The sequence below is a fragment of the Salinibaculum salinum genome, assembly GCF_037645885.1.
Taxonomy (GTDB): domain Archaea; phylum Halobacteriota; class Halobacteria; order Halobacteriales; family Haloarculaceae; genus Salinibaculum; species Salinibaculum salinum.
The window spans coordinates 41,835-65,687 of the sequence record NZ_JBBENW010000008.1; the positions used below are offsets into that span (position 1 = coordinate 41,835).

General features: G+C 62.1%; 22 protein-coding genes. 17 read left to right on the plus strand and 5 right to left on the minus strand.

The annotated features are described in order from the left end of the window. Positions 1 to 59 precede the first annotated feature (59 nt). From WDJ60_RS09900 to WDJ60_RS09915, 4 genes are all read right to left on the minus strand, one after another. Entirely contained in the window at positions 60 to 878 is an 819-nt protein-coding gene (locus WDJ60_RS09900; RefSeq protein WP_340100223.1) for an ABC transporter permease, read from the minus strand. 32 nt (positions 879 to 910) lie between these two features. After that, positions 911 to 1,945: an ABC transporter substrate-binding protein gene (locus WDJ60_RS09905; RefSeq protein WP_340100224.1), complete on the minus strand. Its 1,035-nt coding sequence runs from the start codon at positions 1,943 to 1,945 to the stop codon at positions 911 to 913. Positions 1,946 to 2,229: 284 nt separating this feature from the next. Continuing rightward, positions 2,230 to 3,693: a hypothetical protein gene (locus tag WDJ60_RS09910; RefSeq protein ID WP_340100225.1), complete on the minus strand. Its 1,464-nt coding sequence runs from the start codon at positions 3,691 to 3,693 to the stop codon at positions 2,230 to 2,232. A 108-nt stretch (positions 3,694 to 3,801) separates the two neighbouring features. Continuing rightward, positions 3,802 to 4,353, minus strand: a complete 552-nt coding sequence (locus tag WDJ60_RS09915; protein WP_340100226.1) for a DoxX family membrane protein — start codon at positions 4,351 to 4,353, stop codon at positions 3,802 to 3,804. A gap of 258 nt (positions 4,354 to 4,611) precedes the next feature. On the opposite strand from WDJ60_RS09915, the gene ppsA reads away from it, so the two are divergent. The 8 genes from ppsA (at position 4,612) to WDJ60_RS09955 (ending at position 15,361) form a co-directional block, all read left to right on the plus strand. Continuing rightward, positions 4,612 to 6,900, plus strand: a complete 2,289-nt coding sequence (ppsA, locus tag WDJ60_RS09920; RefSeq protein ID WP_340100227.1) for a phosphoenolpyruvate synthase — start codon at positions 4,612 to 4,614, stop codon at positions 6,898 to 6,900. A 138-nt stretch (positions 6,901 to 7,038) separates the two neighbouring features. Beyond that, positions 7,039 to 8,097: a tyrosine decarboxylase MfnA gene (mfnA, locus tag WDJ60_RS09925; RefSeq protein ID WP_340100228.1), complete on the plus strand. Its 1,059-nt coding sequence runs from the start codon at positions 7,039 to 7,041 to the stop codon at positions 8,095 to 8,097. Between the two features lie 411 nt (positions 8,098 to 8,508). After that, the gene (locus WDJ60_RS09930; protein WP_340100229.1) at positions 8,509 to 9,192 is read left to right on the plus strand and encodes a LiaF transmembrane domain-containing protein; all 684 of its coding nucleotides are present in this window, start codon (positions 8,509 to 8,511) and stop codon (positions 9,190 to 9,192) included. Positions 9,193 to 9,346: 154 nt separating this feature from the next. Further along, complete coding sequence (locus tag WDJ60_RS09935) at positions 9,347 to 11,029, plus strand: histidine kinase N-terminal 7TM domain-containing protein (protein ID WP_340100230.1); 1,683 nt, start codon at positions 9,347 to 9,349, stop codon at positions 11,027 to 11,029. 55 nt (positions 11,030 to 11,084) lie between these two features. Continuing rightward, positions 11,085 to 13,223: a methionine--tRNA ligase gene (gene metG / locus WDJ60_RS09940; RefSeq protein WP_340100231.1), complete on the plus strand. Its 2,139-nt coding sequence runs from the start codon at positions 11,085 to 11,087 to the stop codon at positions 13,221 to 13,223. A gap of 45 nt (positions 13,224 to 13,268) precedes the next feature. Next, positions 13,269 to 13,538, plus strand: a complete 270-nt coding sequence (locus WDJ60_RS09945; RefSeq protein ID WP_340100232.1) for a DUF7312 domain-containing protein — start codon at positions 13,269 to 13,271, stop codon at positions 13,536 to 13,538. A 46-nt stretch (positions 13,539 to 13,584) separates the two neighbouring features. Further along, positions 13,585 to 14,283 (plus strand): halocyanin domain-containing protein, encoded by a 699-nt coding sequence (locus WDJ60_RS09950; RefSeq protein ID WP_340100233.1) that lies wholly within the window; start codon positions 13,585 to 13,587, stop codon positions 14,281 to 14,283. A 124-nt stretch (positions 14,284 to 14,407) separates the two neighbouring features. After that, the gene (locus tag WDJ60_RS09955) at positions 14,408 to 15,361 is read left to right on the plus strand and encodes a twin-arginine translocation signal domain-containing protein (protein ID WP_340100234.1); all 954 of its coding nucleotides are present in this window, start codon (positions 14,408 to 14,410) and stop codon (positions 15,359 to 15,361) included. Between the two features lie 15 nt (positions 15,362 to 15,376). On the opposite strand, the gene WDJ60_RS09960 is transcribed toward WDJ60_RS09955, so the two are convergent. Then, a complete protein-coding gene (locus tag WDJ60_RS09960; RefSeq protein WP_340100235.1) occupies positions 15,377 to 15,910 on the minus strand; it encodes a type II toxin-antitoxin system RatA family toxin in 534 nt (177 codons plus the stop codon). 111 nt (positions 15,911 to 16,021) lie between these two features. Between WDJ60_RS09960 and WDJ60_RS09965 the strand changes: the two genes are divergently transcribed. The 9 genes from WDJ60_RS09965 to WDJ60_RS10005 all read left to right on the plus strand — a co-directional run bounded on the left by WDJ60_RS09965 (position 16,022) and on the right by WDJ60_RS10005 (position 23,844). Next, on the plus strand, positions 16,022 to 16,495 hold the full coding sequence (locus WDJ60_RS09965; protein ID WP_340100236.1) for a hypothetical protein: 474 nt from the start codon (positions 16,022 to 16,024) through the stop codon (positions 16,493 to 16,495). Between the two features lie 148 nt (positions 16,496 to 16,643). Next, complete coding sequence (locus WDJ60_RS09970; protein WP_340100237.1) at positions 16,644 to 17,117, plus strand: hypothetical protein; 474 nt, start codon at positions 16,644 to 16,646, stop codon at positions 17,115 to 17,117. A gap of 117 nt (positions 17,118 to 17,234) precedes the next feature. Further along, positions 17,235 to 17,768, plus strand: coding sequence for a hypothetical protein (locus WDJ60_RS09975; protein WP_340100238.1), 534 nt, complete (start codon positions 17,235 to 17,237; stop codon positions 17,766 to 17,768). 45 nt (positions 17,769 to 17,813) lie between these two features. Continuing rightward, positions 17,814 to 18,545, plus strand: a complete 732-nt coding sequence (locus WDJ60_RS09980) for an NAD(P)/FAD-dependent oxidoreductase (protein WP_340100239.1) — start codon at positions 17,814 to 17,816, stop codon at positions 18,543 to 18,545. 41 nt (positions 18,546 to 18,586) lie between these two features. Then, positions 18,587 to 19,744 (plus strand): bifunctional phosphopantothenoylcysteine decarboxylase/phosphopantothenate--cysteine ligase CoaBC, encoded by a 1,158-nt coding sequence (gene coaBC, locus WDJ60_RS09985; RefSeq protein WP_340100240.1) that lies wholly within the window; start codon positions 18,587 to 18,589, stop codon positions 19,742 to 19,744. Between the two features lie 269 nt (positions 19,745 to 20,013). Beyond that, entirely contained in the window at positions 20,014 to 20,484 is a 471-nt protein-coding gene (locus WDJ60_RS09990) for a type IV pilin N-terminal domain-containing protein (protein ID WP_340100241.1), read from the plus strand. 501 nt (positions 20,485 to 20,985) lie between these two features. Then, on the plus strand, positions 20,986 to 21,390 hold the full coding sequence (locus WDJ60_RS09995; RefSeq protein ID WP_340100242.1) for a type IV pilin N-terminal domain-containing protein: 405 nt from the start codon (positions 20,986 to 20,988) through the stop codon (positions 21,388 to 21,390). 46 nt (positions 21,391 to 21,436) lie between these two features. After that, a complete protein-coding gene (locus WDJ60_RS10000) occupies positions 21,437 to 21,922 on the plus strand; it encodes a hypothetical protein (RefSeq protein ID WP_340100243.1) in 486 nt (161 codons plus the stop codon). Continuing rightward, a complete protein-coding gene (locus tag WDJ60_RS10005; RefSeq protein ID WP_340100244.1) occupies positions 21,919 to 23,844 on the plus strand; it encodes a hypothetical protein in 1,926 nt (641 codons plus the stop codon). Before WDJ60_RS10000 ends, WDJ60_RS10005 begins: the two co-directional genes overlap by 4 nt. Positions 23,845 to 23,853: the final 9 nt, after the last annotated feature.

Genomic DNA, 23,853 nt, shown 5'->3' on the forward strand with positions numbered 1-23,853 from the left:
TCGAGTACAGCCCTGTGATATTTAAAATCCAGTTCGGCCGCCGCGTCGTGGGTGGCAGCTTACACCCCCCCTGAGACTCTCGAATCCCAGTTCACGACCGTGCGTTCGATGGCGACCACCAGTCCGAACAGCAGGAGTTGAATGGCGGAGATAGACAGAATGGCAGCGAACATCTCGGGTGTTGCGAAGTTGTTGTTGTACTGGAGGATGAGGTAGCCAATGCCGTTCATGCCGACCAGATATTCGCCGGCGATAACGCCGGTAAACGAGAGGATAACGCAGATTTTGATGCCGGCGAAGACGTACGGCAGCGACGAGTAGAGATAGACGTTCAAAAACACCTCTCGGCGGTTACCCGAGAAGCTCCGAATCATCTCGATGAGTTCGTCATCCGTCGATTTGAACCCAGACAGAGAGTTGACAACCATCGCAAAGAAGCTGATGAGAAAGCCGATAGCAACGATCGAGGGGAATCCAAACCCGAGCCAGACGATGAAGATGGGCAAGAGTGTGATTATCGGAACGGACCGGGCACCGATGACATAGGGGTACAGCACCGTCTCCACGACCGACGACTGTGACATCGCCAGCGCGAGCGCGTAGCCGCCGACAACAGTCATCGTGAAGCCATAGGCGAAGGCCCGCAACGTGTACTGCAGGTGCTCGATGATCGTCGAGAACTCACTGACGAGGCTCGACAGAATTTCCGACGGCGTCGGCAGGATGTACGACTCGACACCAAGTGCTGGAATCACAAACTCCCACCCGAGGACGACGCAGACGAACACGAGTCCCGGGAAGAGTACGGTCCGACGGGACAGCGCATCATAAACGTCGACCAGCGGCGCAGGCACACCGCTCAGTTCACGCTCGGCCATAGGCTCCCCCAAGACACGATGTCAGCACCCACTCACACATAGTTCGGGCCGACATCGTAGTTGTCTTCGAGTTGCTCGTAGTAGGCCTCTGCCGTCTCGACGGCCAGTTCCTGGTTTCCTTCGATATACTCGTTCGTGTAGTACTCCTCGACGGGCCGCGTCTCCTCGAGCAGTCCCGCGTCCTGGAATACAGACAGGGTCGTCTCCAGTTGATCCGTGGACGTCCAGCCTTTCCCCTTCGACGTCCCGATATCCGGGTCTGGCACGCGCGAGGCGTAGATGGGGCCGACCGTCTCCCGGGCGAGTTCCTCGTCGAACTGTGGAACTTTGTCCCGGTACACGTCGATGACCCCGTCCAGGTCCGTGGCGAACTTCTTGTGTGCCTGGAGCCACCCTCTGACGAAACGGTTCACTGTCTCAGACTGGTCGTCGATGACCGACTGCCGCGTGATCAGTGCCACACCGAGGTTCTCGAGGACATCAGAGAGGATGAGGACGTTGGTGCCGTAGCCGTTTTTCTCCAGTCGGGCGACCGCCTGCGGGAAGTAGGTGATCGCTGCGTCGGCTTTCCCCTCCATGAGCAGTGCCTCCTCCGAGCCGGGTTGCATGTTCCGGGTCTCGACGTTGTCGGGGTTGCCACCCGCCTTTTCGAGTGCTGCCATCGCGAGCGGCCCGGTCGCACCGAACGGATACTGTGCGATTGTTTTCCCTTCCATGTCCGCCCAGGACTCGATACCGGCCTCCTCGGTCGAGACGACACCGGCCATCGGGTCGATGACCTGCCCGATAATCCGAATCGACGACTCCTCCTGCATCTGTCGGAGCACTGCCGAGATTTCGGCGTTCCCGAAGGTGTCGTTCCCCTGTGCGACGGATTTGACGGCCTGCTGTGACCCGTTTGACGTGGCGAATTTGACGTCGATTCCCTCGTCCTCCCAGAGGCCCATCTCGACGCCCGCGTCGTTCGGTGCCGCGTCGAGTCCGGAGCGCTGGTACCGGTGTCGGTACGTGACCGACGGAGTACTGCTCGAACCCGCGTCACCGAGACAGCCGACGACCGACGCCATCGCACCCGCTGTGGTAGTCGCTAGAAAAGTCCGCCGTGATATCCCTGAATTGCAGTCAGAAGTTCGGTGCATGGTCGACAGGAGCCGTGCCAATACATTAAATTATAGCTTGTATTTCGAAAATTATTCTCTGGAAGTTAGGTTGATGACGTGATATTAGCCGAGAACCCGCTACTGATAAGGAAAAAGTAACGATGCTTTCAACAGGCAGTAGAGTTGGTGAGTTGAGGACGGTGGCAGCACTCCGCGGTTTGGAAAATCGAAAGAACGGGTAGTCGCGCGCGTCACTCAGTGACTTCGAAGCTGAAGTGAGCGGCGGGGAGCGGTCGGACCGGATGGTTGTCCAGATACGAGAGGTGCGGCATGAGCTGGAAGTCGGGGTCGTCGTCCTCGGTGGTAAAGATAGCCGGGTACACGTCGATGAAGTGGTGACCGGGCTGGCCGGAGGCACGCAGCACGGTCCGGAGTTTGGTTCGCTGTGGACCGCTGAGCGAACAGGAGTACCCCAGCATGTCGTTGTCGTAGACGAACATCGGCGTTGTCTCGTAGTTCGTCCACCCGACGCCAGTCAGTTCGATTTCGATTTCGGTGCCGACGGGACCGCTGGTCGGTTCGAACGTCTCGATAGACGGCTGCATCATGAACCCGGTCACTGCAACTTCCCGACCGTCGACCGCGGCCGTAATCGGTCGCGTCGAGCCGACGTCGACAGGAATCTCGATTTCGACCTGGAACGACCCGTCGCTGTCGGTGCTGACCGTCGGCAGGAGGTCATGGACCTGCTCCGACCAGATGCTGTGGTCCGGGGGTTGCTTTTTCCCCTGGGGCTCGTGTCCGTCGTGGCGATACCAGATGAGGTCAACTTCGGTGTGTGGCGGGAAGTCAGACCCCGAGATGATGGCACTGGTCCCCGCCTGCCCGCACTCGGGCGTGATGTCGAGTGTAGCCGCGGTGTCCTGGTCGATGTCTGGGTAGTGGAGTTCGATGGGACTCTCCTGAAACAGGTCGTCGACCCACGCAGTCTGGGGGGGTGTCTCCGGTTCGGTCACCTCGACTGTCCACGTTCGCGTGCGGCCGTCGGAGACTTTTCCGTAGGGCGACTGGGTGTTGTTCTGGAGGAACGGGATGCCGAGGTGGCTCCGCCAGACCTGCAGGACGTGTTTCCCGGGCGGGCCAGCCGCGCGAATCTCGGCCGTCGCAGTGCCCCGGTTCTGGACGCCAGTCATGAACCCGACGTAGCCGTTGTCCCAGACGACAGGATAGTTGTTCACCATGATGTCGGGACCGATGCCGTAGCCTCTGATAGTGAAAAAGTCACCAAGTTCGGCAGTCTCGTTGAGTAATTCGAAGTGGGGGATGACTTCGATTTCAGCGTCGGCAACGCTGGTGTCGTCGCTGTCGACGAGTTTGATGATGTGGTCCCCACCGTAGTCCTCCGGAATTGTAAACTCCCAGTCGAACGCGCCCGAATCGTCTGTTTCGATCGTCGTGATGGTGTCCGTTCGAGGCCGGTACTGGGGCCCCACGATTTCGTGTGCCTCGAGAACGCCCCATTCTCCGTGTACCGACTTCCAGCGCAGGTCGAACGATTCGTTGGCCGGGAGATTCCGACCTTTGATTACGATAGAGTCGCCAACGTAGGCGTCCTCGTCGCTGAGGACGAGCGTTTCCTGCTGCGTCTGCCCGTCATCACGTTGTCGTCGACCCCCGTCGCTTTCCCTCCGGGAATTATCTGGTTGTTCGCTCATGTCTGGACCGTCGTCACGGCAATAATTATAAGTATGCCTGATTCTCAGCCCGAGAATATAGTTCGTGGTCAGACAAACAGCACAGACCCGGACGAGAAGAAAAGAAGCCTATCCCAGCAGAATCTTCAACCGCGGATTCCGCTTGACAATATCGAGCTGTTCGAGTTTGGCGTCGATACCGAAGATACGGCCGGCACCGAACGCGCCGAGACCGAACAGCAGGAAGACATAGACCATGTGTTCACTGAAGATGAGGCTGTTTTCGAAGGGCATGTGTGCTGCCCAGTAAAAGAGCATCATCATCGCCCCGAAGAACGCGCTCAGTCGGAACAGCGTCCCGGTGAGCAATCCGAGACCGATGAGCGTGAGTCCGACCTGGTTCAGGGGCGTCAACAGCCAGGCCCACTCGTTGGCCATGGTGACCCAGACGCCGCCGAAGGGATTACCCTCGGGAATGGCAAACAGCAGGAAGCTTCGAACACTCCACTCCGGGTTGACAACTTTGATGATTCCTGCATAGAAGAACGTCCAGCCCATGATGAGCCGAAGCGCGAGGAGTGCATATCCTACCCAGTGCTCGGAGTATTCGAACGTAATGTCCCGCCCGAACAGTTCTGAGTCTAGTTCTCTCGTCGTCATTTGTTGTACTATGAGGGTCATTGTGACCATATCATATAAGTTCTTCTTGGTATCAAAGTTGAAACCGATTCCTCGGGGATGTCAGCGCCTGCTAGCCGCGATTGGACTCCGGGGATGGTGTCGGCGAATTCACAATCGTCTGAGAGCGTCGCCGTTTCTCCCACCCGGACGGAGACAACACCGGTTCCGTCGGTGTCGGATTCGGCCACAGCGAGTGACAGACCTGCACTGAGAGCGGAGTCAGAAGCTTCTTTATGCTCGTTCGACTGCCTACACCTAATGGCTGTACTCTGGCTGGAGGACGTCCGGAGCGACGACCTGGCGGCCGTCGGCGGGAAAGCAGCGTCACTCGGGGAGATGACGTCTGCGAACCTGCCGGTTCCGCCCGCCTTCATCGTCACAGCAGACACGTACCGCTCGTTCATCGAAGACACCGGCATCGACGAGGAGCTGTTCGACATCGTCAACGTCGACTCCGACGACTCGAAGGCGCTCGCCGAGGCCGCCGAAGATGCTCAGCAGCTCATCCAGGAGACCGAGATTCCCGACAAGCAGCGCGAGGGTATTCTGGAAGCGTACGACCGCATCGGCGAGGACGCCGCCGTTGCCGTCCGCTCCTCGGCCACTGCCGAGGACCTGCCCGACGCCTCCTTCGCCGGCCAACAGGAGACGTTCCTCAACATCACCCGCGAGGACCTGCTGGACAAAGTTCGGGAGTGCTGGGCATCGCTGTTCACGCAGCGGGCGATCTACTACCGGCAAGAACAGGGCTTCGACGACACCACCGTCGACATCGCCGTCGTCGTCCAGGAGATGGTCGACGCCGACAAGTCCGGCGTGATGTTCACCAGCCACCCCTCGACGGGCGCACCGGTCGTCACCATCGAGGCCGCGTGGGGACTCGGCGAGGCAGTCGTCTCCGGTGCCGTGACGCCGGACAACTACGTCATCGACCGCGCGACCGGCGAGATTCAGGAGGAGACTGTCGCTGACAAGAAAGTGATGCACGTCCGGGACAGCGACACCGGCAAGACCGTCGAAAAGCCGGTTCCCGACGAGAAGCGCGGCCAGCGCGTCCTCTCGGAGAGCGACCTCGATTCACTGCTCGAACTCGGCGAGGAAATCGAGGACTACTACGGCGAACCACAGGACGTGGAGTGGGCGGTTCACGACGGCGAGGTCTACATCCTCCAGTCTCGCCCAATCACGACCATCAGCGAAAGCGCGACCGAGGGCAGCGTCGCCGACGGCGGCGACAGCGTTTCCACAGAGGGCGCAGCAAGCGGGACCGGCGGAGCCAACGAAGTCATCCTCTCGGGCCTCGGTGCCAGCCCAGGTCGGGCGTCGGGTACCGTCAGCATCGTCCGCAAGCTCGACCAGCTGGACAAGGTCAGCGAGGGCGACATCATCGTCGCCGAGATGACCACCCCCGATATGGTGCCGGCGATGAAACGCGCCTCGGGCATCATCACCGACGAAGGCGGGATGACATCCCACGCGGCTATCGTCTCGCGCGAACTCGGTGTTCCCGCCGTCGTCGGCGCGGAACACGCCACCGAGCAACTCGACGACGGACGAGTCGTCACCATCGACGGCGAGAAAGGCACTATTGAGGCCGGTGCCGAGGAGGCCGAACAACACGACGCCGTCGAGGAGGTCCGACCGGATACCCCGGTCAAACCGATGACGGCAACGGAAGTGAAGGTGAACGTCTCGATTCCCGACGCCGCAGAGCGCGCCGCCGCGACTGGTGCCGACGGCGTCGGCCTGCTTCGCATCGAGCACATGATTCTCTCGCTGGGCAAGACGCCCGAGCGATACATCGAGGACCACAGCGTCGATGCCTACGTCGAGGAGATCGTCGACGGCGTGCGCGGCGTCGCCGAGGAGTTCTACCCGCGCCCGGTTCGCGTGCGCACGCTCGATGCCCCCACCGACGAGTTCCGACAACTGGAGGGCGGCGACGACGAACCCATCGAACACAATCCGATGTTGGGCTATCGGGGCATCCGTCGGAGCCTCGACCGCACGGACGTCTTCCAGTACGAACTGCGGGCGTTCCGGAAGCTCTACGACATGGGCTACGACAACGTCGAGATCATGTTCCCGCTGATGAACGACGCCGAGGACGTGATTCAGGCCAAAGCCCAGCTGGAGCAAGCAGGTATCGACACGACCAAGCGCAAGTGGGGCGTGATGATAGAGACGCCCGCCGCGGCGCTGACCGTCGACGAGATGGCCGAGGCCGGTATCGACTTTGCCTCCTTCGGGACCAACGACCTCACGCAGTACACGCTGGCAGTCGACCGAAACAACGAGCAAGTCGCCGGCCGCTACGACGAACTCCATCCGGCGGTGCTAGAACTCATCAGCGAGGTCATCCAGACCTGCCGCGAGCACGACGTAGATACGAGCATCTGTGGGCAGGCCGGCTCGAAGCCGCAGATGGTCAACCACCTCGTCAACGAAGGTGTCACCTCGATTTCGGCGAACATCGACGCCGTGCGCGATGTACAACACGAGGTCAAACGGACCGAGCAGAAACTGCTGCTCGACTCCGTCCGGTAATCCGCGCGTTCCGAACGCACGAGTGGACTGGACGAATCAGACACAATTCTCGACAGATAGATAACCATTCGGTGTGGTGATAACTCCCATCGTCAATCCGAGCGTAACTCCTAAGCGGGTTGGTGGCAAGTATTGGGTATGCAGCAGGCCCAGCAGGCCACCCCGCAGGACTTCGACCGTGTCCTCTCGTCGATGTGTACGGAGCCACATCCCGCGGCACGGCAGGCTGCCGAACGCTTTCTCGCAACGAATCCCGGCGACCCCGGGACCTACGAAACGGTTGCCGAACTCGAACGTGACGCCGTCGACATGCTGGGGACCGTCGCCGGACTCGACGACCCCGCCGGTTACGTCACCAGCGGCGGCACCGAGGCCAACATCCAGGCGGTTCGCATCGCGCGTAACTGGGGCGACACCGACGACCCGAACGTCGTCGCGCCCGAGAGTGCACACTTCAGCTTCCAGAAGGCCGCCGAACTGCTGGGCGTCGAACTCCGAACGGCTCCGACGGCGGGCCACCGCGCGAACCTCGATGCCGTCTCCGAGCTGGTCGACGCAGACACCGTCTGTGTCGTCGGCGTCGCTGGCTCGACGGAGTACGGATACGTCGACCCGATTCCCGCCCTCGCGGACATCGCCGAGGACGCCGGTGCGCTCTGTCACGTCGACGCCGCGTGGGGTGGCTTCTACCTGCCCTTTACTGACCACGAGTGGGCCTTCGACGACGCCGCCATCGACACGCTGACTATCGACCCCCACAAGGTCGGCCGGGCGGCCGTCCCCGCCGGCGGACTGCTCGCGCGTGCCCCGGAGCTCCTCGACGAGCTGGCTATCGACACGCCGTACCTCGAATCGACCGCACAGGTCACGCTCACGGGAACGCGCTCGGGGGCGGGCGTCGCCAGCGCCGTCGCCGCGATGGACGCCCTCTGGCCGAAGGAGTATCAGGAAACCTACGAGCGGGCGATGGACAACGCCGAGTGGCTGGCCGAGTCGCTGGCCCACCGTGGTCACGAGGTCGTCGGCCCGGAACTCCCGCTGGTCGCGGCGGACCTCTCGGTGCCGATGACCGACGAACTCCGCGACCGCGGCTGGCGCGTCTCGAAGACTGGTTCGGGCGAGATGCGCGTCGTCTGCATGCCCCACGTCACGCGGTCAATGCTGCGTTCGTTCGTTGCTGACCTGGACTGGTACTGACCCGCCATCTTTTTTCCGTTCGGGTGAGCGCGTCGCGCTCACGGCAAAAACATGGGTGAAAAAGGCTGAATCTCGGCCTTCGGCCTCGATTCAGAAGAACCGCGCTCGCTTCGCTCGCGCGGACGCCGAGACTCATTCCAGAACTCCCGTGGCAGATCCTCACTGCCCTGAGCGAGAGTTACTGGTATAGTAGCAATTGAAACGATTTACATACCGACCGCACCGCACTCGTGCGGTCGTGTGTGCACTGGCTTTCAGTGGCTACTATAGTTCGGTTCACGCCTTTTATTTGTGGCATAGACCGCCTATTGGTGACGCGTGCGCTCGTCAGCGGCGAACTGGTCGTGGCCTGACCGGCAGGTGGAGGAATCTGGCAGCACCTATAAGCTCTCGGCAAGTGTCCGCGCATGTATGTCCCAACGTCAGCGAACGCTCTCCAGTCAGCTCCTGCTTGGTGCGCTCATCGTCCTCGTCGGTATCGTCCTTCTGGCAGACACGACAGGGCTGTTCGATACCGCCTTCCTGTTCGATTACATTCCCTCGCTGTTCGTCTTGCTTGGCGTCTACGCGCTCGTCCGGAGCGGGTTTCGCAACATCTTCGGTCCCTTCGTCATCATCACGCTCGCCGCCGTCTGGCAGTTGACGACGCTGGACATCATCGAAGGCGCGGACCTGATCGATTTCTGGCCGGTCTTCATCATCCTCTTTGGGCTCTCGCTCGTTCTGAGTCAGTTTCGCTCGCCCCCGGCGAAGACGGGTTCCTCGCACGTCACCGGCTTCGGTATCTTCGGGGGCAGCGAGAAACGCGTCACGACGTCGAAGTTCACCGGCGCGAATCTCACCGCGATATTCGGCGGTGCGGAAATCGACTTGCGAGAGGCCGGAATTGCGCAGCCGCCGGCTCACGTCAGCGCAATCGCGCTCTTTGGCGGCGTCGAGGTGACCGTCCCGGAAGAGTGGAACGTTGACATCGACGTGCTCCCGATTTTCGGCGGGGCGAGTGACGAGCGGCGACGGACCGAACGGACACACGAGGAAGTCGACCTCGTGGTGACTGGTTTCGCGGCGTTCGGCGGCGTCGAAGTCAACGACTGAATCAGTTCCGAGATCGTTCGGTTTTCAGTCTCGGTCTGAGAGAATCAGAGAGAATCACTCCAGAGCATCGACGTTTCGGGAGAGAATTCTGGAGTTGAGACACTGTTTGCGGGGGAATTTTCATACGATTGGCCTGTGTTTTTTCCGACAGGATATGTCGCTTCTCACGCCTGGCATCCTGGCGGTGAACACGCTGTTGCTCGGCTGGCTGGCCACCGTCGGATGGAAAACCCGGGAGCGACCGAGTGCGAGGGTATTCGCCGCTCTCCAGGCGGTCTCGATGCTATGGGCTGGCCTGACGTTCGTCAGCCTGTTCGTGGCACACGGCTCGCTCCGCGTCGGACTGTGGGGTGGCGTCACCGGCCTGAGCATGCTCGCCATCGGCCTGTGGCTGGCGTTCATCCTCCAGTACACCGGACGCGACAGCTGGGTACACAGCTGGCTGTTTCGGGTCGCAGTCGTGCCGCTCGTCGCCGGGGCGCTCCTCTACACCATCGCCCCGACCTGGTCGCCGCTCTCCGGTGAGCTCACACAGTCGACGATACCCGCAGGGACGATCGTCATGTCGTCCATCGGTCCAGTTGGCGCGTTGCTCGGGATGTACATCTACGCAGTGTTCACCGTGGGACTGATGCTCGTCGCAAAGACGGTTCTGGAACGCAACCGACTGTTCGTCGGGCAGGCACTCGCGCTCACGGGGGGGACGCTCGTGACTGTCCTTGGGAGCGTCGGAGCGATCATCGGTGTCCCAATCAAAGGGTTTCCAGTCACACAGGTAGCGCTCGGGCCACAGTCGATACTCTGGGGGTATGCGGTATTTCGCGAGCAATTCCTGACACAGATACCTGCCGTCGCACGCATCGGTGAGCAGGCGGTGCTGCGCGACCTCGACGACGGCGTGGTCGTTGTTGGGGACGAGACCGTCGTGCAGGCTAACTCCCGTGCCTGTGAGTACCTCGGTATCGACAGCCTCGTCGGAAAGCCGCTCGCGAAACTGTTCGCGGTCTTCGGCGTGACCGACTTCACGGAATTCCCCGTGCGCTTCCAGCGGCGCGGTCGGACATACCAGGTCAAAACGTCTCCAGTGTCGGACTGGCACGGCGTCGAAATCGGCCGGAGTCTCGTCGTCCAGGACGTGACAGAGTTGGTTCGCCGTCAGGAGCGCCTGGAGGTGCTCAACCGAATACTCCGACACAATCTCCGCAACGACCTTACCGTGATTCTCGGGGCCGCAAGCCAGATAGAGAACCGAAGTGGGAGCGAGATAGCCGAGCTCGGGGGGACCGTCGAGCAGAAGGCACGAGAGCTATCAGAGATCAGTGAGAAGGCGCTGGAGGTCGAACGGATGTTCGAGCGGCAGTCGGAGACAGTATCGGTCAACATCGACGCACTCGTCTGCGACATCGTCGATAACCTGGCCACAGACCACCCGAAGGCGGACATCGAGAAGGCGATGCAGGCGGGCAAGATAGAGACCGACCCGAAAATCGTCCGGGTTGTTGTTCGGGAGATAGTCGAAAACGCACTCGTCCACGGCGGCGTGGAGCCAGCGGTGACGGTCAGCACGGCGCGACAGTGCGACACAGTCGAGGTAGTCGTTGCTGACGACGGGCCAGGCATCCCGGACTCAGAGATCGGGCCGGTGAAATCCGGGACGGAGACCCCCCTCAACCACGCGAGCAGCCTGGGCGTGTGGCTCATCTCGTGGGGAGCGCGTGCGCTCGGTGGGGAAGTCTCGTTTACGACCGAGGAGGGATCGACGGTTCGGTTATCGATACCAGCGACGAGCCGAATCGAATCAGAATCGGTATCGGTGGCGTCCTCAGACTCAGACTGAACGGCGCTCGCGGAAACCGGCGGTGTTTTTGACCTCCATCCCAGAAACAGAGCACATGAGTCACGACCGACTGCCGACCGACAATCCGGCGGTGGTCACCTGCGGGTTGCCCTACGCCAACGGCGACCTGCACGTGGGCCACCTGCGGACGTACGTCATCGGCGACACCTACACCCGGGCACTCGACCGCGTCGGCCAGCAGACAGCCTTCGTCTGCGGGTCGGACATGCACGGCACGCCCGTTGCGGTCAACGCCGCGGAAGAAGGCGTCTCGCCCGAGGAGTTCGCGCTCGACTATCACGAAACCTACGCCGAGACGTTCCCGAAGTTCAACGTCGACTTCGACAACTACGGCCACACCCACGACGAGACCAACACCGAGATGACCCAGGACTTCGTCTCGACGTGGGACGAGGAGGGGTACGTCTTCGAAAAGGAGATTCAGGTCGCCTGGGACAGCGAGGAAGACCAACCCCTCCCGGACCGCTACGTCGAGGGGACCTGCCCCTACTGTGGCGAGCACGCCCGTGGCGACGAGTGCGACGAGGGGTGTCAGCGCCACCTCGAACCCGGCGAAATCGAAGATCCCGTCTCGACGCTCACCGGAAATCCAGCCGAGTATCGCACGCGCGAACACAAGTTCCTCCGCCTCTCGGACTTTCAGGAGTATCTCCAGGATTTCATCGACCGACTGGAGGGCACCGAGAACGCCCGCAACCAGCCCCGCGAGTGGATAGAGGGAGAACTCCAGGACCTCTGTATCACCCGCGACATGGACTGGGGTATCGACTATCCCGGTGATGGAGAGGAGGACCTCGTGCTGTACGTCTGGGTCGACGCCCCAATCGAGTACGTCTCCTCGACGAAACAGTACTCCGAGCGTGTCGGTCCCGAGGAGTACGACTGGGAAGACGTCTGGAAACCCGACGGCGAGCGGCGACCCGGCACGGAGTGGGACGAGGAGTGGACCGCCGACGCGGGCGAGATCGTCCACGTCATCGGGCGTGACATCATCCAGCACCACACCGTCTTCTGGCCGACCATGCTCCGGGCGGCGGGATTCAGCGAACCCAGAGCAGTGCTTGCGACCGGGTTCGTCGGTATCGACGGGAAGGCACTCTCCACGTCGCGAAATCGTGCGGTGTGGGCCGACGAGTATCTCGACACCGGCTTCCACCCCGATCTCTTCCGGTACTACATCACGACCGGGTCGGGCATCGAGAAAGACGTGGACTTCTCGTGGGACCGGTTCAAGGAGCGGGTCAACGGCGAACTCGTCGGCAACCTCGGCAACTTCTGCTACCGGGCGATGCTGTTTGCACACCGCAATTACGACGGGACCCCTGACGAATCGGTCAGCGACGAAGTGCGCGAGCGCATCACCGAGGCTATCAGCGACTTCGAAGCTGCCGTCGCCGAGTACACCCTCCGTGACGTGTCGGACGTGGCCGTCGACCTCGCGGACTTCGGCAACGGCTACATCCAGCGCCACGAACCGTGGAACCTGGTCGACGACGACCCCGAGCAGGCCGCACAGGTCATCCGCGACTGCGTGCAGGTCGCGAAAGCGTGTGCCGTCCTGATGCAGCCGGTCATGCCCGAGAAGGCCGCCGCGCTGTGGGACCAGCTCGGAGAGTCCGGCACCGTCGCCGACGCCGCACTGAGCGACGCGCTCGACGCCCCGCCCGCCGAATTCGACGCGCCCGAGGAGCTCTTTACCGAAATCGAGGACGAGGAAGTCGAGGATCTGAACGAGACACTCCGCGAGCGCGTGGCCGCAGCCAGCGACGGCGAGTCCTCGGAAACAACGAGCGGTGAAACCGCGAGTAGCGACGGCGTGGGCGAGGAAGCCGCGGACCTCGAACCACTCGCGGACGAACGCATCTCCTTCGAGGACTTCCAGGAACTCGACATCCGCGTCGGCGAGATTACAGCCGCCGAGGAAATCGAGGATTCGGACAACCTGATGCGCCTGGAGGTCGACATCGGCGTCGAACAGCGCCAGGTGGTCGCAGGCATCAAGGGACTCCACGACGCCGACGACCTGCCCGGAACGCGGTGTGTCCTGCTGGCGAACATGGAGCAGGCCGAACTGTTCGGCTACGAATCCAACGGGATGTTGCTGGCGGCCGGGGAGGACGCAGATATCCTGACGACCCACGGCGACAGCGGTCCGGGGACAAAAGTCCGATAGCCCCGACCGGTCAGCCTTTTGCACGTGGACCGTCAAAAGAGAGGTATGGCAACCGACTCCGACGAGGAGGAGTGGCGGTACTCGCTGTCGGACCTGGAAGACGAGAGCGACGACGCCGCGAGCAGCGGCGACGCGACACCCGACGAGGACGACACGGACGACAGCGGGGGCATCGACGCGGGCGTCGCGGGGAAGATGGACATTCAGGAAGAGCTCGAAGCACAGGAGATCGACCTGGAGAACGCCCTGTTCGTCGTCTTTGGAGTGCTGCTAGCGCTTGCGTTTTTCGCGGGATATCTGAACTTGCTGCCCTGAGTCGGGAAGCGAAGTATTCACTACGCGTGATTGCAAACGACTAGGTATGAGCGACAACGACGCGAGTGTCTCGCGCCGTCGATTCATGCAGGCAGCGGCCGGGACGGCGACTGCCGCTGCGGCAACGGGGACTGCAACCGCACAGGAGACCACAACCGAGGGCGGCAACGAAACCACCGCAGCCGGCAACGAAACGACCGGAACAGAGGACGGTGGCGGCGGCGGTGGCGGCGGCGGCGAACCGGACCTCGGTGGCTTCCTCGACGGCGCGAACAACTTCGACGGGTCGGTGAGCGACATGCGCGGCCAGGACGAAGTGACGGTCGAGGTCGGTGCGGGGAGTGACGGACTGGCCTTCGGTCCCGCGGCAGTTCACGTCGACAACGGTGCGACGGTCGTCTGGGAGTGGACCGGCGAGGGCGGCGCGCACAACGTCGTCGAACAGGGTGACGAAGTGTTCAACTCCGGGTCGCCCAAGAACACCGGCACGTACGAGTACACGTTCGAAGAGGACGGCATCTACAACTACGTCTGTGTGCCCCACGAGGCCAGCGGGATGCTCGGTGTCGTCGTGGTCGGGAGCGACTACCCGACAGTCGAGTCCGGGGGCGATTCAGGCCCCAGTGACCTCCCCAGTAGCGCGAAGACGCTCGGTGTCGCCACCATGCTGGTGATGGTCGCGACGCTCGGGATGGCCTACTTCTTCATGAAGTACGGCGGCGACTACGGGGACTTCGAAGAGTAGCGACACTTCGCCCAGTCGCGACGGACGATACCTGTCGGAATTGGAGCGCTCCCCAGCCGTTAGTCCACTTTTCGTATGAGAAAACAGTACACATATATGACGTGCTCAAAAACGAGAAGTTGGTATGAAACCGACACGAAGGCAGTTCTTGGCGGCGGGTGCAGTCGCGGGCGCGGGAGCACTTGCAGGGTGTGAGCAGATACCGTTCATCGGTGGGGACGGCGGTATCGGGCAGTTCACGAACTGGGTGCCCGCAGCGGGCGAAATCGAGCCCAACAGCGAAACGGTCAATTTCAACGTGACGAGTCCGACACAGATTCACAGCAACAGGACCAATCTCCGCCCCAGCACGTACCAGCAGGAACAACAAACCTATCGGACGGGCGTCCAGTGGCAGTCGCTCAGCATGTCCCTGTCCATGGAAGGCGGAGCAGTGTACAAGGGATCGTACAACGCCGACGACGTGGCGGCTGAACTGACGAGTCCGAGCGGTTCGGGAGACCGGGGGGAGTTCACCGAGGAGGACTCCGAAGGGAACTACGACATTTTCATTCCCAGTAGCGCGAACGGTCCGGAAGAGGCCGAGGAGGCGTGGGCAGTCAGCGGCAACGCGATAATCTCCGCCCGGCCGACCGGTAGCGAGTTCCAGGACAACTTCAGTTCCGCAGTCGAAAACGCGAAGGCGATAATCGATGTCGGCGAGAACGGAGAGAATCGCGCAGTCGACGACAGCGACGACTTCAACACGCTTGCAAACGAGTTCAGCGGGGCGATTGCGTCGGGACGGACGCTCAGAGAGGAAGTCGACAGCGACAGAGAGTCGATCGCACAGGGTAATTTCGAAGGGATGGTCGCCTCGGGAGCGTCGATCAGTATCAACGGGAGCAACTCGAACGTCAAACAGGTGTTCGTCTTCGACAGCGAGGGCGACGTGAGCACCGACGACCTCGAAGAGTACGTCGAGCGCAGCGACACCGGCGGCGGTATCCTCTCGTACGCACGGGATGTCAACGTCAACCAGAACGGAACCGCCGGTATCGTCAACGCGACCATCGACACCTACGACATCGGCCGGTAGACGCGAGTCGCCACACTACAGCGAATCGGGCGTCGTGTGAACGTCGAGGGAGACGTCGCGGGGTTCCCCCTCGAGGTCGGCGACGATTCGTTCGACGATGCGCTCTGCTTCTGCGGTGACTTTCGGTTTGATGCGGTCGACGAGCCAGTCGAACGAGACCATCTTGGGCAATCCGAGCGCACCCCGGTCGGCAGAACCCGGTGCGAACTCGGCGTAGAGACGCACGCGCGTCGCCGGCGTGTCCGGGTCCGGGGCCGATTCGGGTTCGGGAACGACCGCCCAGTGCCCGCGGGCGTCGATATCTTTGATTAGTCGCCAGTCGATGCGGTTCGGTGGGTCGACATCGGTCACTCGCGAGCTGGCCGTATACGAGAGTCGCCACCACGAAAACGTGATGTCGTACCGCGTCCCGGGCGAGCCATCGCCGTCCCGGCGGCGCACTTCCGTGAGGTGTTCGGAGTACCGGGCGTACCGCGGGAAATCCAGTAGGAACTCGTAAATCTCTTTCGGGGGCAAATAGACCACGGTGCTGACATCGACGGCGTCCACAGGCTCACAATGGGCTGGAGGTTCTAATGCTCGTTCATTCTGGCAAGCCCACAGAGTACAGTCGGTTGCGATGAGACAATTTTACGGTACTTGCGGTCGCCTCTCCAAAGGATGCGACGGCGGGCAGTACTCCGGTCGCTCACGGCGGTGACCGCAGCAGCGGCTACCGGACTGGCGGGCTGTTCGACCAACAGTACCACCAGCACAAACCCGTGTGGAACGCCGAGCGGTGACCTCCAGCGTGCGCTCCCGCGCGGGAACGGGTACGAAGACCCGAGCGTCGACACGAACAGCAACGCCACAGAAGTGGGCGGAGCGACCGAACACGCCCTCGGGAGCTACGTCACGGACGACGAGAACTTTCTGTTCGTCATCAGCGAGTTTGAGTCCGAAGACGACGCGACAGCAGCGGCAAGCACCGAACAGAACTGGGCGGATTTCGGCTACAACACCACCGGCTACGTCGTCGTCAACCAGTACGCCTACGTCGCGATGGGGCCAAGCGAGTCCAGCGTGACCGACCTCATGGCAGCGGCCGGCCCCCTGAACGATGACTGTGCCGGCGAGGAAATCGTCTTTTTTTAGTTGCACGCTCCCGGGTATCGGCGGGACGAGAGAGCAGATTGCAACGGTTTGTTACACAGGCACTGCGTTCACTGTGAAGAGCAGTCACGAGGACGCACGTGATAGAATGGTTTAAATCACAGAGGAGATACGTAGCGCGTGGAAACACATGGAACGGCGTGACGTACTCAAATCGGCATCGGCGCTTGCGGCGGCATCGACAGTGGGAATGGCAGGCTGCAGCGGTATCCTGGGCGGCGGCTGTGATACCCCCGGTGACAACCTGGAAGACTCGTTTCCGGACAGCGACGACTACTCGCGACAAGGCGAGGTGTCGACGGGCGACGGTGAAGGCCAGGACAGCGTCGAGCGGACGGCGACGGGATTCTACACCGACTCGGACGAGGAGGGGTACATTTTCGCCATCAGCGAGTTCAGTTCCGAAGACGCTGCCGCAGACGAGGCTGACAATGCGAGCGAGGCCGGAGCGGGAGATTTCAACGACGGCGCGTTCGGCTACATCCAGACCGGGGCGTACATTTTCGTTGGCGGCGGTCCCGACGAGGACTCCGTGACCGCGTTCATGAAGGCATCGCCGACGCTGAGCGACGGCTGTGTCGACGACAACATCGAGTTCCTCTGATTTTCGCGGATATTCTCTTCCAGTTCCGTCTGGTGGGTTGGTGTCGCGTCCGTGCTCGGTCAGGTCCCGGACAGCAGTATGCTTATCACTCCGAGAGCACATCTCTCGGCAGAGTCCATGCAACGGCGTGACGTGCTCAGGTCGGCGACGGCCATCGTGACTGCCTCGACGGCAGGGCTGGCGGGCTGTAGCGACGGGAACGAGAGCGAGCGGTCGACACCCACGCCAGTGGATCCGGGTGATACGTCTGCCTGTCGGCCACCGAGTGGGTCGCTCACGGCAGCGCTCCCCCAGAGTGACAGCTACGACAGAACGGGGGACATAACGACGACCGACGGGAGCCACGACGACGGCGTCGAGCGCACGGCGTATGCACTCTACCGCGGGCCGGACGGCGAGGAGTACTACAGTAGCGTCACGGAGTTCAGTTCGCCAGCGGCGGCCGACGAGGGGACGGAACGGCAGCGCGCGCAGGGCGGCCACGACAACGGGACGCTCGGTCTCGTGCAGTTCGACCGGTACGTCTACTTCGCGGCGGGACCCGACCGGGAGACGGTCCGGGATCTCCTCGCCCAGTCGTCGCTGAGCGAGGACTGTCTCGCGGGGACGTTCAGGGTGTTGACGGGGACGGCGACGCCCGAGCCGCTATGACTCGGAATCCGTCAGATTCTGGTCGGTCGGTGTGAACAGACGGGTATGGAGACACGAGATGTCTGTATCGTCGGAGCCGGACCAGCAGGGTTGACCGCCGGGATTTTAACCGCGCGTGCGGGCCTCGACACGCTGGTACTGGACGGCGGCGACCCAATTCTCGAACGGAACGCACACCTCGAAAACGTCCCCGGCTTTCCCGCCGGTGTCAACGCACGCCGCTTTCTGGACCTGACTCGCGAACAGGCCGAGCGCAACGACTGTCCCATCCGCGAGGGACGCGTCAAGCGCGTCAGCATCGCAGACGACGGCCGCTTTGACGTCCACATCGACGGCGCGGACGAGCGACTGACCGCAGACTACGTCATCTGCACCTCCTGGGCCGACACGGAGTATCTGGCTGACATCGACGTTGGGCTGGTCCAGCGCGGGAGCAAGACGTACGTCGACGTGGACGAACACGGCGAGAGCGACGTGGACGGGCTGTACGCCGCCGGCCGCATCGCGGAAAAGCACCACCAGACCGTCGTCGCGGCCGGTGACGGCGCCAGCGTCGCGCTGACGGTCATCGACGAGTCAGAGGTTCCCTTCTATCACGACTGGGTCGCGCCGGAGGGATACTTCACCAGTCGGGACCGCGACGTGCCGCCGGGCTGTGAGGAGATCACCGACGAGGAGCGCGAACGGCGTGAGAAGGAAGCGCGCGAAGTGATGCGCTCGCACTTCAGTGAGCCCCACCCCGAAGAACCGACCCAGCACCCGAGCGTCGAGGAGTAGCCCCACCCGCATTTATATCCGCGCGCTACGGGAGTGCACGTATGCTGGCAGGAGTGAACGTCGCACTGGGCGTGACCGGGTCGATTGCCGCCGTGAAGACGGTCGAACTCGCCCACGAACTGCGCCGGGAGGGGGCCACGGTCCGGGCAGTGACGACATCGGCCGCCGAGAGCATCATCCACCCGTGGGCGCTGGAGTTCGCCACCGACAACCCCGTCGTCACCGAGATTACGGGCAGCATCGAGCACGTCGAACTCTGTGGGCGCGACGGGTGGGCCGACGTCCTCCTGATTGCGCCGGCGACGGCCAACACTGTCGGGAAGATGGCCGCCGCCATCGACGACACGCCGGTGACGACGACGGCGACGACGGCACTCGGTGCGGACGTACCCACCGTCGTCGTGCCGGCGATGCACGAACCGATGTACGACCATCCCGGCGTGCTCGACGCGCTCGACCAACTGGAATCCTGGAGCGTCGACTTCGTCGACCCGCGCATCGAGGAGGGTAAGGCCAAGATCGCCGCCGAGCGCGACATCGTGACCGAAGTCGCACGAGCGACGACCGAGCAGTCGCTGGCCGGCGAGCACGTCGTCGTCACCAGCGGCGCGACGACCGAATCCGTCGACCCCATTCGCACGCTCTCGAATCGCGCATCGGGGCGCACCGGTCGAGCGGTCGCCCGGGCCTGCTACGCCCGCGGCGCAGACGTGACGGTCGTCCACGACGGCCCGGACATCGCGTGGGCGACCGTCGAACAGGTCGAGAGCGCCGCGGAGATGCTCGCCGCGGTCCAGGCCCACGCCGACGACGCCGACGCGCTGGTCTCGGCGGCGGCCATCTCGGATTACACCGTCGAACAGAGCCCCGAGAAGATTCGGTCGGGGAAGGACAGCCTCACGCTCGACCTGGAGTCGACGCCGAAGCTCATCGATACGGTCCGCGACGAGCACCCCGACCTCCCTATCGTCGGATTCAAAGCCGAAGCCGAGGGCGACGAGGCAGATATCGTCGAGCAGGCGCGCGACATCCTCGACCGGGTGGGGCTGGCCTTCGTCATTGCCAACCGCGCGAACGTAATGGGCGAGGACGAGACGGAAGCGGTCATTGTCCGACCGGAAAGCACCGAACGCGTCGTCGGGACGAAGACACACCTCGGCGAAGCGGTTGCAGACGAACTCGCGTCGGTGCTTCCCTGAGCGAGCGGTGGCGGAGTTGGATTTCGGTGAGTAAACAGTACCTACTGGCGGCATAATCGGCGGCAGACGAGGAGTGCAAAAGTGCCAGAAGACGGCACGACGGGCCCGTTCCAGTATCATTCGTCGATATAACGCCAGCATTTATATAGCGCCACAGCTTCTGAATAAAGTGAAGCGCAGCTGCCGGCGCGGTTGGGTGGTAGGATTCACCTACGGAGGCACGGGTGAACCTGCGACGGCCGAAGCGGCAGGCGCAGATACAGGAAACTATGGAACTCAAACAACTCTTCAACGACGACGACGCAGTCAGCCCGGTCATCGGCGTCATTCTGATGGTCGCCATCACGGTGATTCTGGCGGCCGTCATCGCGACGTTCGTGCTCGGTCTCGGCGAACAGGTTAGTGACACCGCTCCGCAGGCGAGTTTTAATTTCGATTATAACGAAGACAGTGATAACGTTGAAGATGACTTCTCAACTGACGCTGTAGATGCTGACGGAAACGTGACGGCAACCCACAGCGGTGGTGCCACGATTAATGCCGATCAGTTGTTCATATCTAATTCATCAGAGCGGTTCGCTTGGGGTGGTGATGACAGTGAGAAATACGGTGCATCCAGCGAGATCTCGTCTGGGAATTCGATAACCATAGCAGCAAACAGCGGCGACACTGTCAGTATCATCTGGCAGAATGAACAGGGCACTGATTCCGCAACATTGAGAAACTACAACGTCGGATAGTGCTTCACATCATCATCATTACTGACGATTACGTACGAGAACGGTGACGTGGTGCGGGCGGGGCAAATCTTCATTGATGGAATTGCATCCGAACCCGCGCGTGCTGCGTTCGGTCCGGGAGGTGGCTACGCCCCCAACAAGAATGATAAGTCTAGTGACATTACACTATCTGGGCCGAGCACACCGTCTCACTCGGCGTAGACTATTATTACTTCGAAACAGAACGGTCCGTGACCGGCGATTGTTAGGGGCAGTCCTGGCAATCGGTTCGGCAATCACGATTCATCGACAGATTTCGGCTACACGTATCACACGTGATAATCAAACCAGTCTGAAAAACAGATATCCGCAAGACTCCGCAGGGTTCTTTCAGACGGTGAAGGAACCTCAAAACTGATAATCAGACTTGATTCAACGTTCAACTGACCCCAATTAATATATACCATCCAAAATAAGGCATCTCCTATGCGTCTACGAAGACTGCTAGAAGACGACGACGCAGTGAGTCCGGTCATCGGGGTCATCCTGATGGTCGCAATTACGGTCATCCTGGCCGCAGTAATCGCATCCTTCGTGCTCGGGTTGGGCCCATCAGAGGCAGCGCCATCTGCTCAGTTTGATTTCGAGAGTCATGATGACGGTCTTAAAATAACCAAAACGCAGGGAGAAGAGATACAATCGAATAATCTCTACGTGCGTGGGGATGTTGGTGATAGAAAAGATCTTGACTTCAATTGGAAAGAGGGAGATAGTGATGTTACTCTCAACCTAGGTAGTGATAGTGAAGTCGTTGGAGCAAGCGATTCGGTCAACATCACTAACGCTGGGAGCGACGACCATGATGTCAATGTTATCTGGGATAACGGAGACCAGTCCAGCACGCTAGCATCGGACCCATCCAACTGATAATAACACGCGATACTTTTTACACGTGCACTTAATCTGGTAGACGATGGACCGGGGAGCGTTGGTCGTCTCAATTGTTACAGCGATAATACTACTGGCCACAGCAGCGACCGGAACACCGCTGTGGACCGTCCCCGAAGCGGGTGCCGACCAGGCACCGCTCGGGCAAGGAAGCGCGAGCGTCTCGGTCGTTTCGATGCCCGACACCGCCACGCTCGACCCCGGCCGACAGGGCGGTGACGTGTACTACCTCCGCGTACCCGACGCGACTGTCGACGTCTCGCAGTTGCGGGGCAATCCAATTCTGACCTACTCCATCGACATCGACGGCCTCGGCTACAGCACCAGCTCCGTCAACGCACTCGCCAACACGGGCGAAGGACAGACGAGCCTCTCGATATCGGATGTTGCACTGGAGGAGGACCGACTCACGCAGGACCGGTACGAGGGTGAACTCCGACTCGTCCTCCGCGGTGACGGCGAGGAAACGGTCGTCTACTCGGAACCAATAACCATCGAGGTGACAGGGTGAGCGACTGGCGCGCGCGACTGACGACGGTGCACACCGCCACGCGTCGGGTCGGCCGGCGCGTGTTCGGCGACCGCTACGGGCTGGTGCTGTTCCTGGCGACGCTGTGTTTCGTGACGCTGACCTGGCGCGCGGGCGTGTTCATCAACGACAACTTCACGCTCGTTCGGGGGCTGGAGGCGCTCAGCCACGGCCGCGTCTGGCTCGATACGGCGGGACCGGATTCCTTTGTCGCACCGGGGACGAACGTCCGCGACGGCTACGTCTACGGCCGTAACTACGGCCAACTCGTCATTTCGCTACCGGCGCTGTGGGCGCTCCAAGCCGTCGATGCCATGGTCGACCTCCACGTCGCACTCGTCGCCAGCTGGCACCTGCTCGCGCTGGCGCTCGTGGTGCAGTTGAGCAAGCTTGTTGACCGCGACCAACCGCTGCTGTACGGTGGCACCGGACTAGTCGTGGTGTCGTTTCTGACAAACGCCGCGCTCATCCGAACCTTTACTTACGCATCGCTATCGCTACTGGCGTTGCAGCTAACCAGCGCAGTCGCGACGGGGCTGGTGGCTGTCTTCTGCTACCGACTGCTCGAACGGCGACACGGAACGCGCGTGGGGCTATTCGCCGGCGCTGCCGTCGTCGCTGCGACGCCGGTGGGGTTCTGGGCGACGATTCCCAAGCGGCACGTCTTCTCGGCGCTGTTGCTCGTCGCAGTGCTGTACGCGTTCGCGCGCAGTCGCGACGCCGACGCCGCGCCGGCGGTGCCGGGGCTGGGTCCGGTGCCGGTCTACCGCGCTGGCGCGTACGCACTGGTCGGACTGTTCACAACGATTCACGCGGCCGAAGCGCTGTTCGCGTTCTTCGCGCTCGTCGTCGTCGACATCCCGACCGCGCCCTCGAACGACAGGCGGACGCTGGGGATGGTCGCCGGGGTGTTCGCGCTCTCGCTGGTCCCGCTGCTCGTCACGAACAGTCTCGTCACCGGCGAGCTGTTGCGACCGCCGCGCGCGATGGGCGAGCGCGGACTCACCGCTCCCGCACAGGAGAATCTGACGAGCGGTGGTGGCGGCGGCAGTGGCGGTAGTGGTGGCGGGACCAGCGGTGGCGGGACCGGCAGCGACGGCGGCACGAGCGGAACCATCGGCAGGCAACTGGAAGAGTTTATCATCGGACTCGGAGCCGGCCCAGTCGGTGTCATCGTCGGCCAGATACTGCAGATTAGCACCGACAGTCTCGCCGAGTTCACCAACCTCGAAACGATTAGTCGGACGTACGTCTTCAGCAGCGTCGACGGAATCAGCCAGGACACTCAGTTCGTCGGCATCAACCTCTCGCTGCTCGAAGCGGGGCCCGTCCTCGGTGCAGCAGTCGGCGCTGTCGTCGGCAGCCTCACCGGCGGGTTCGCCCGACTCCGCCAGTCACTCGACGCGACAGACGCACTGGCTGTCCTCTTTGGCGTCGGATTCGTCCTCATCTACAACAGTCGGCTCCCGCTCAACACGCAGGTGACGGTCAGGTACATTCTCGTGCTGTATCCGCTCGGTGTCGTGCTGCTGGCCAGAGCCGCGGCGACCAGACGACTGCTCGAAACCCAGCGGTCACCGCTGCTGTGGTCGTACGGGGCCGGCGTCGCACTCGGGGGCCAGTTACTGCTCGCGTACTTCGTCGTCGGCCAGTACGCCGTCGGTGAGGCTGCGCGCGTCCACGCGCTGCTCGGGGTCGGCCTGGGCGTCGTCGCAGCCATGACAACGGTCGCGAGCACTGTCGACCGACGGGTCGAGCCAGTCGCTGCCGCGGCGCTCGGACTCGCGGCCGCCGCTGGAACCGTCTTCCTCGTGTTGACTGGCCTCGTTCACTTCGCGTTCATCGGCGAGTACGTACTCCCGGTGGTCGGCGCAGTAAGTGACATGCTCGCGGCCGCAACCTGATGAATCACT

Bases quoted from the DNA above. Each gene is read 5' to 3' on its own strand.
- coaBC (WP_340100240.1), top strand. From the start codon at position 18,587: ATGCTGGCAGGAGTGAACGTCGCACTGGGCGTGACCGGGTCGATTGCC.
- WDJ60_RS09900 (WP_340100223.1), bottom strand. From the start codon at position 878: ATGGCCGAGCGTGAACTGAGCGGTGTGCCTGCGCCGCTGGTCGACGTT.
- WDJ60_RS09975 (WP_340100238.1), top strand. From the start codon at position 17,235: ATGCAACGGCGTGACGTGCTCAGGTCGGCGACGGCCATCGTGACTGCC.
- metG (WP_340100231.1), top strand. From the start codon at position 11,085: ATGAGTCACGACCGACTGCCGACCGACAATCCGGCGGTGGTCACCTGC.
- WDJ60_RS09915 (WP_340100226.1), bottom strand. From the start codon at position 4,353: ATGACCCTCATAGTACAACAAATGACGACGAGAGAACTAGACTCAGAA.
- ppsA (WP_340100227.1), top strand. From the start codon at position 4,612: ATGGCTGTACTCTGGCTGGAGGACGTCCGGAGCGACGACCTGGCGGCC.
- WDJ60_RS09945 (WP_340100232.1), top strand. From the start codon at position 13,269: ATGGCAACCGACTCCGACGAGGAGGAGTGGCGGTACTCGCTGTCGGAC.
- WDJ60_RS09955 (WP_340100234.1), top strand. From the start codon at position 14,408: ATGAAACCGACACGAAGGCAGTTCTTGGCGGCGGGTGCAGTCGCGGGC.
- WDJ60_RS09980 (WP_340100239.1), top strand. From the start codon at position 17,814: ATGGAGACACGAGATGTCTGTATCGTCGGAGCCGGACCAGCAGGGTTG.
- WDJ60_RS09905 (WP_340100224.1), bottom strand. From the start codon at position 1,945: ATGGCGTCGGTCGTCGGCTGTCTCGGTGACGCGGGTTCGAGCAGTACT.
- WDJ60_RS10000 (WP_340100243.1), top strand. From the start codon at position 21,437: ATGGACCGGGGAGCGTTGGTCGTCTCAATTGTTACAGCGATAATACTA.
- WDJ60_RS09935 (WP_340100230.1), top strand. From the start codon at position 9,347: ATGTCGCTTCTCACGCCTGGCATCCTGGCGGTGAACACGCTGTTGCTC.
- WDJ60_RS09965 (WP_340100236.1), top strand. From the start codon at position 16,022: ATGCGACGGCGGGCAGTACTCCGGTCGCTCACGGCGGTGACCGCAGCA.
- WDJ60_RS09950 (WP_340100233.1), top strand. From the start codon at position 13,585: ATGAGCGACAACGACGCGAGTGTCTCGCGCCGTCGATTCATGCAGGCA.
- mfnA (WP_340100228.1), top strand. From the start codon at position 7,039: ATGCAGCAGGCCCAGCAGGCCACCCCGCAGGACTTCGACCGTGTCCTC.
- WDJ60_RS09930 (WP_340100229.1), top strand. From the start codon at position 8,509: ATGTCCCAACGTCAGCGAACGCTCTCCAGTCAGCTCCTGCTTGGTGCG.
- WDJ60_RS09970 (WP_340100237.1), top strand. From the start codon at position 16,644: ATGGAACGGCGTGACGTACTCAAATCGGCATCGGCGCTTGCGGCGGCA.
- WDJ60_RS09990 (WP_340100241.1), top strand. From the start codon at position 20,014: ATGGAACTCAAACAACTCTTCAACGACGACGACGCAGTCAGCCCGGTC.
- WDJ60_RS09910 (WP_340100225.1), bottom strand. From the start codon at position 3,693: ATGAGCGAACAACCAGATAATTCCCGGAGGGAAAGCGACGGGGGTCGA.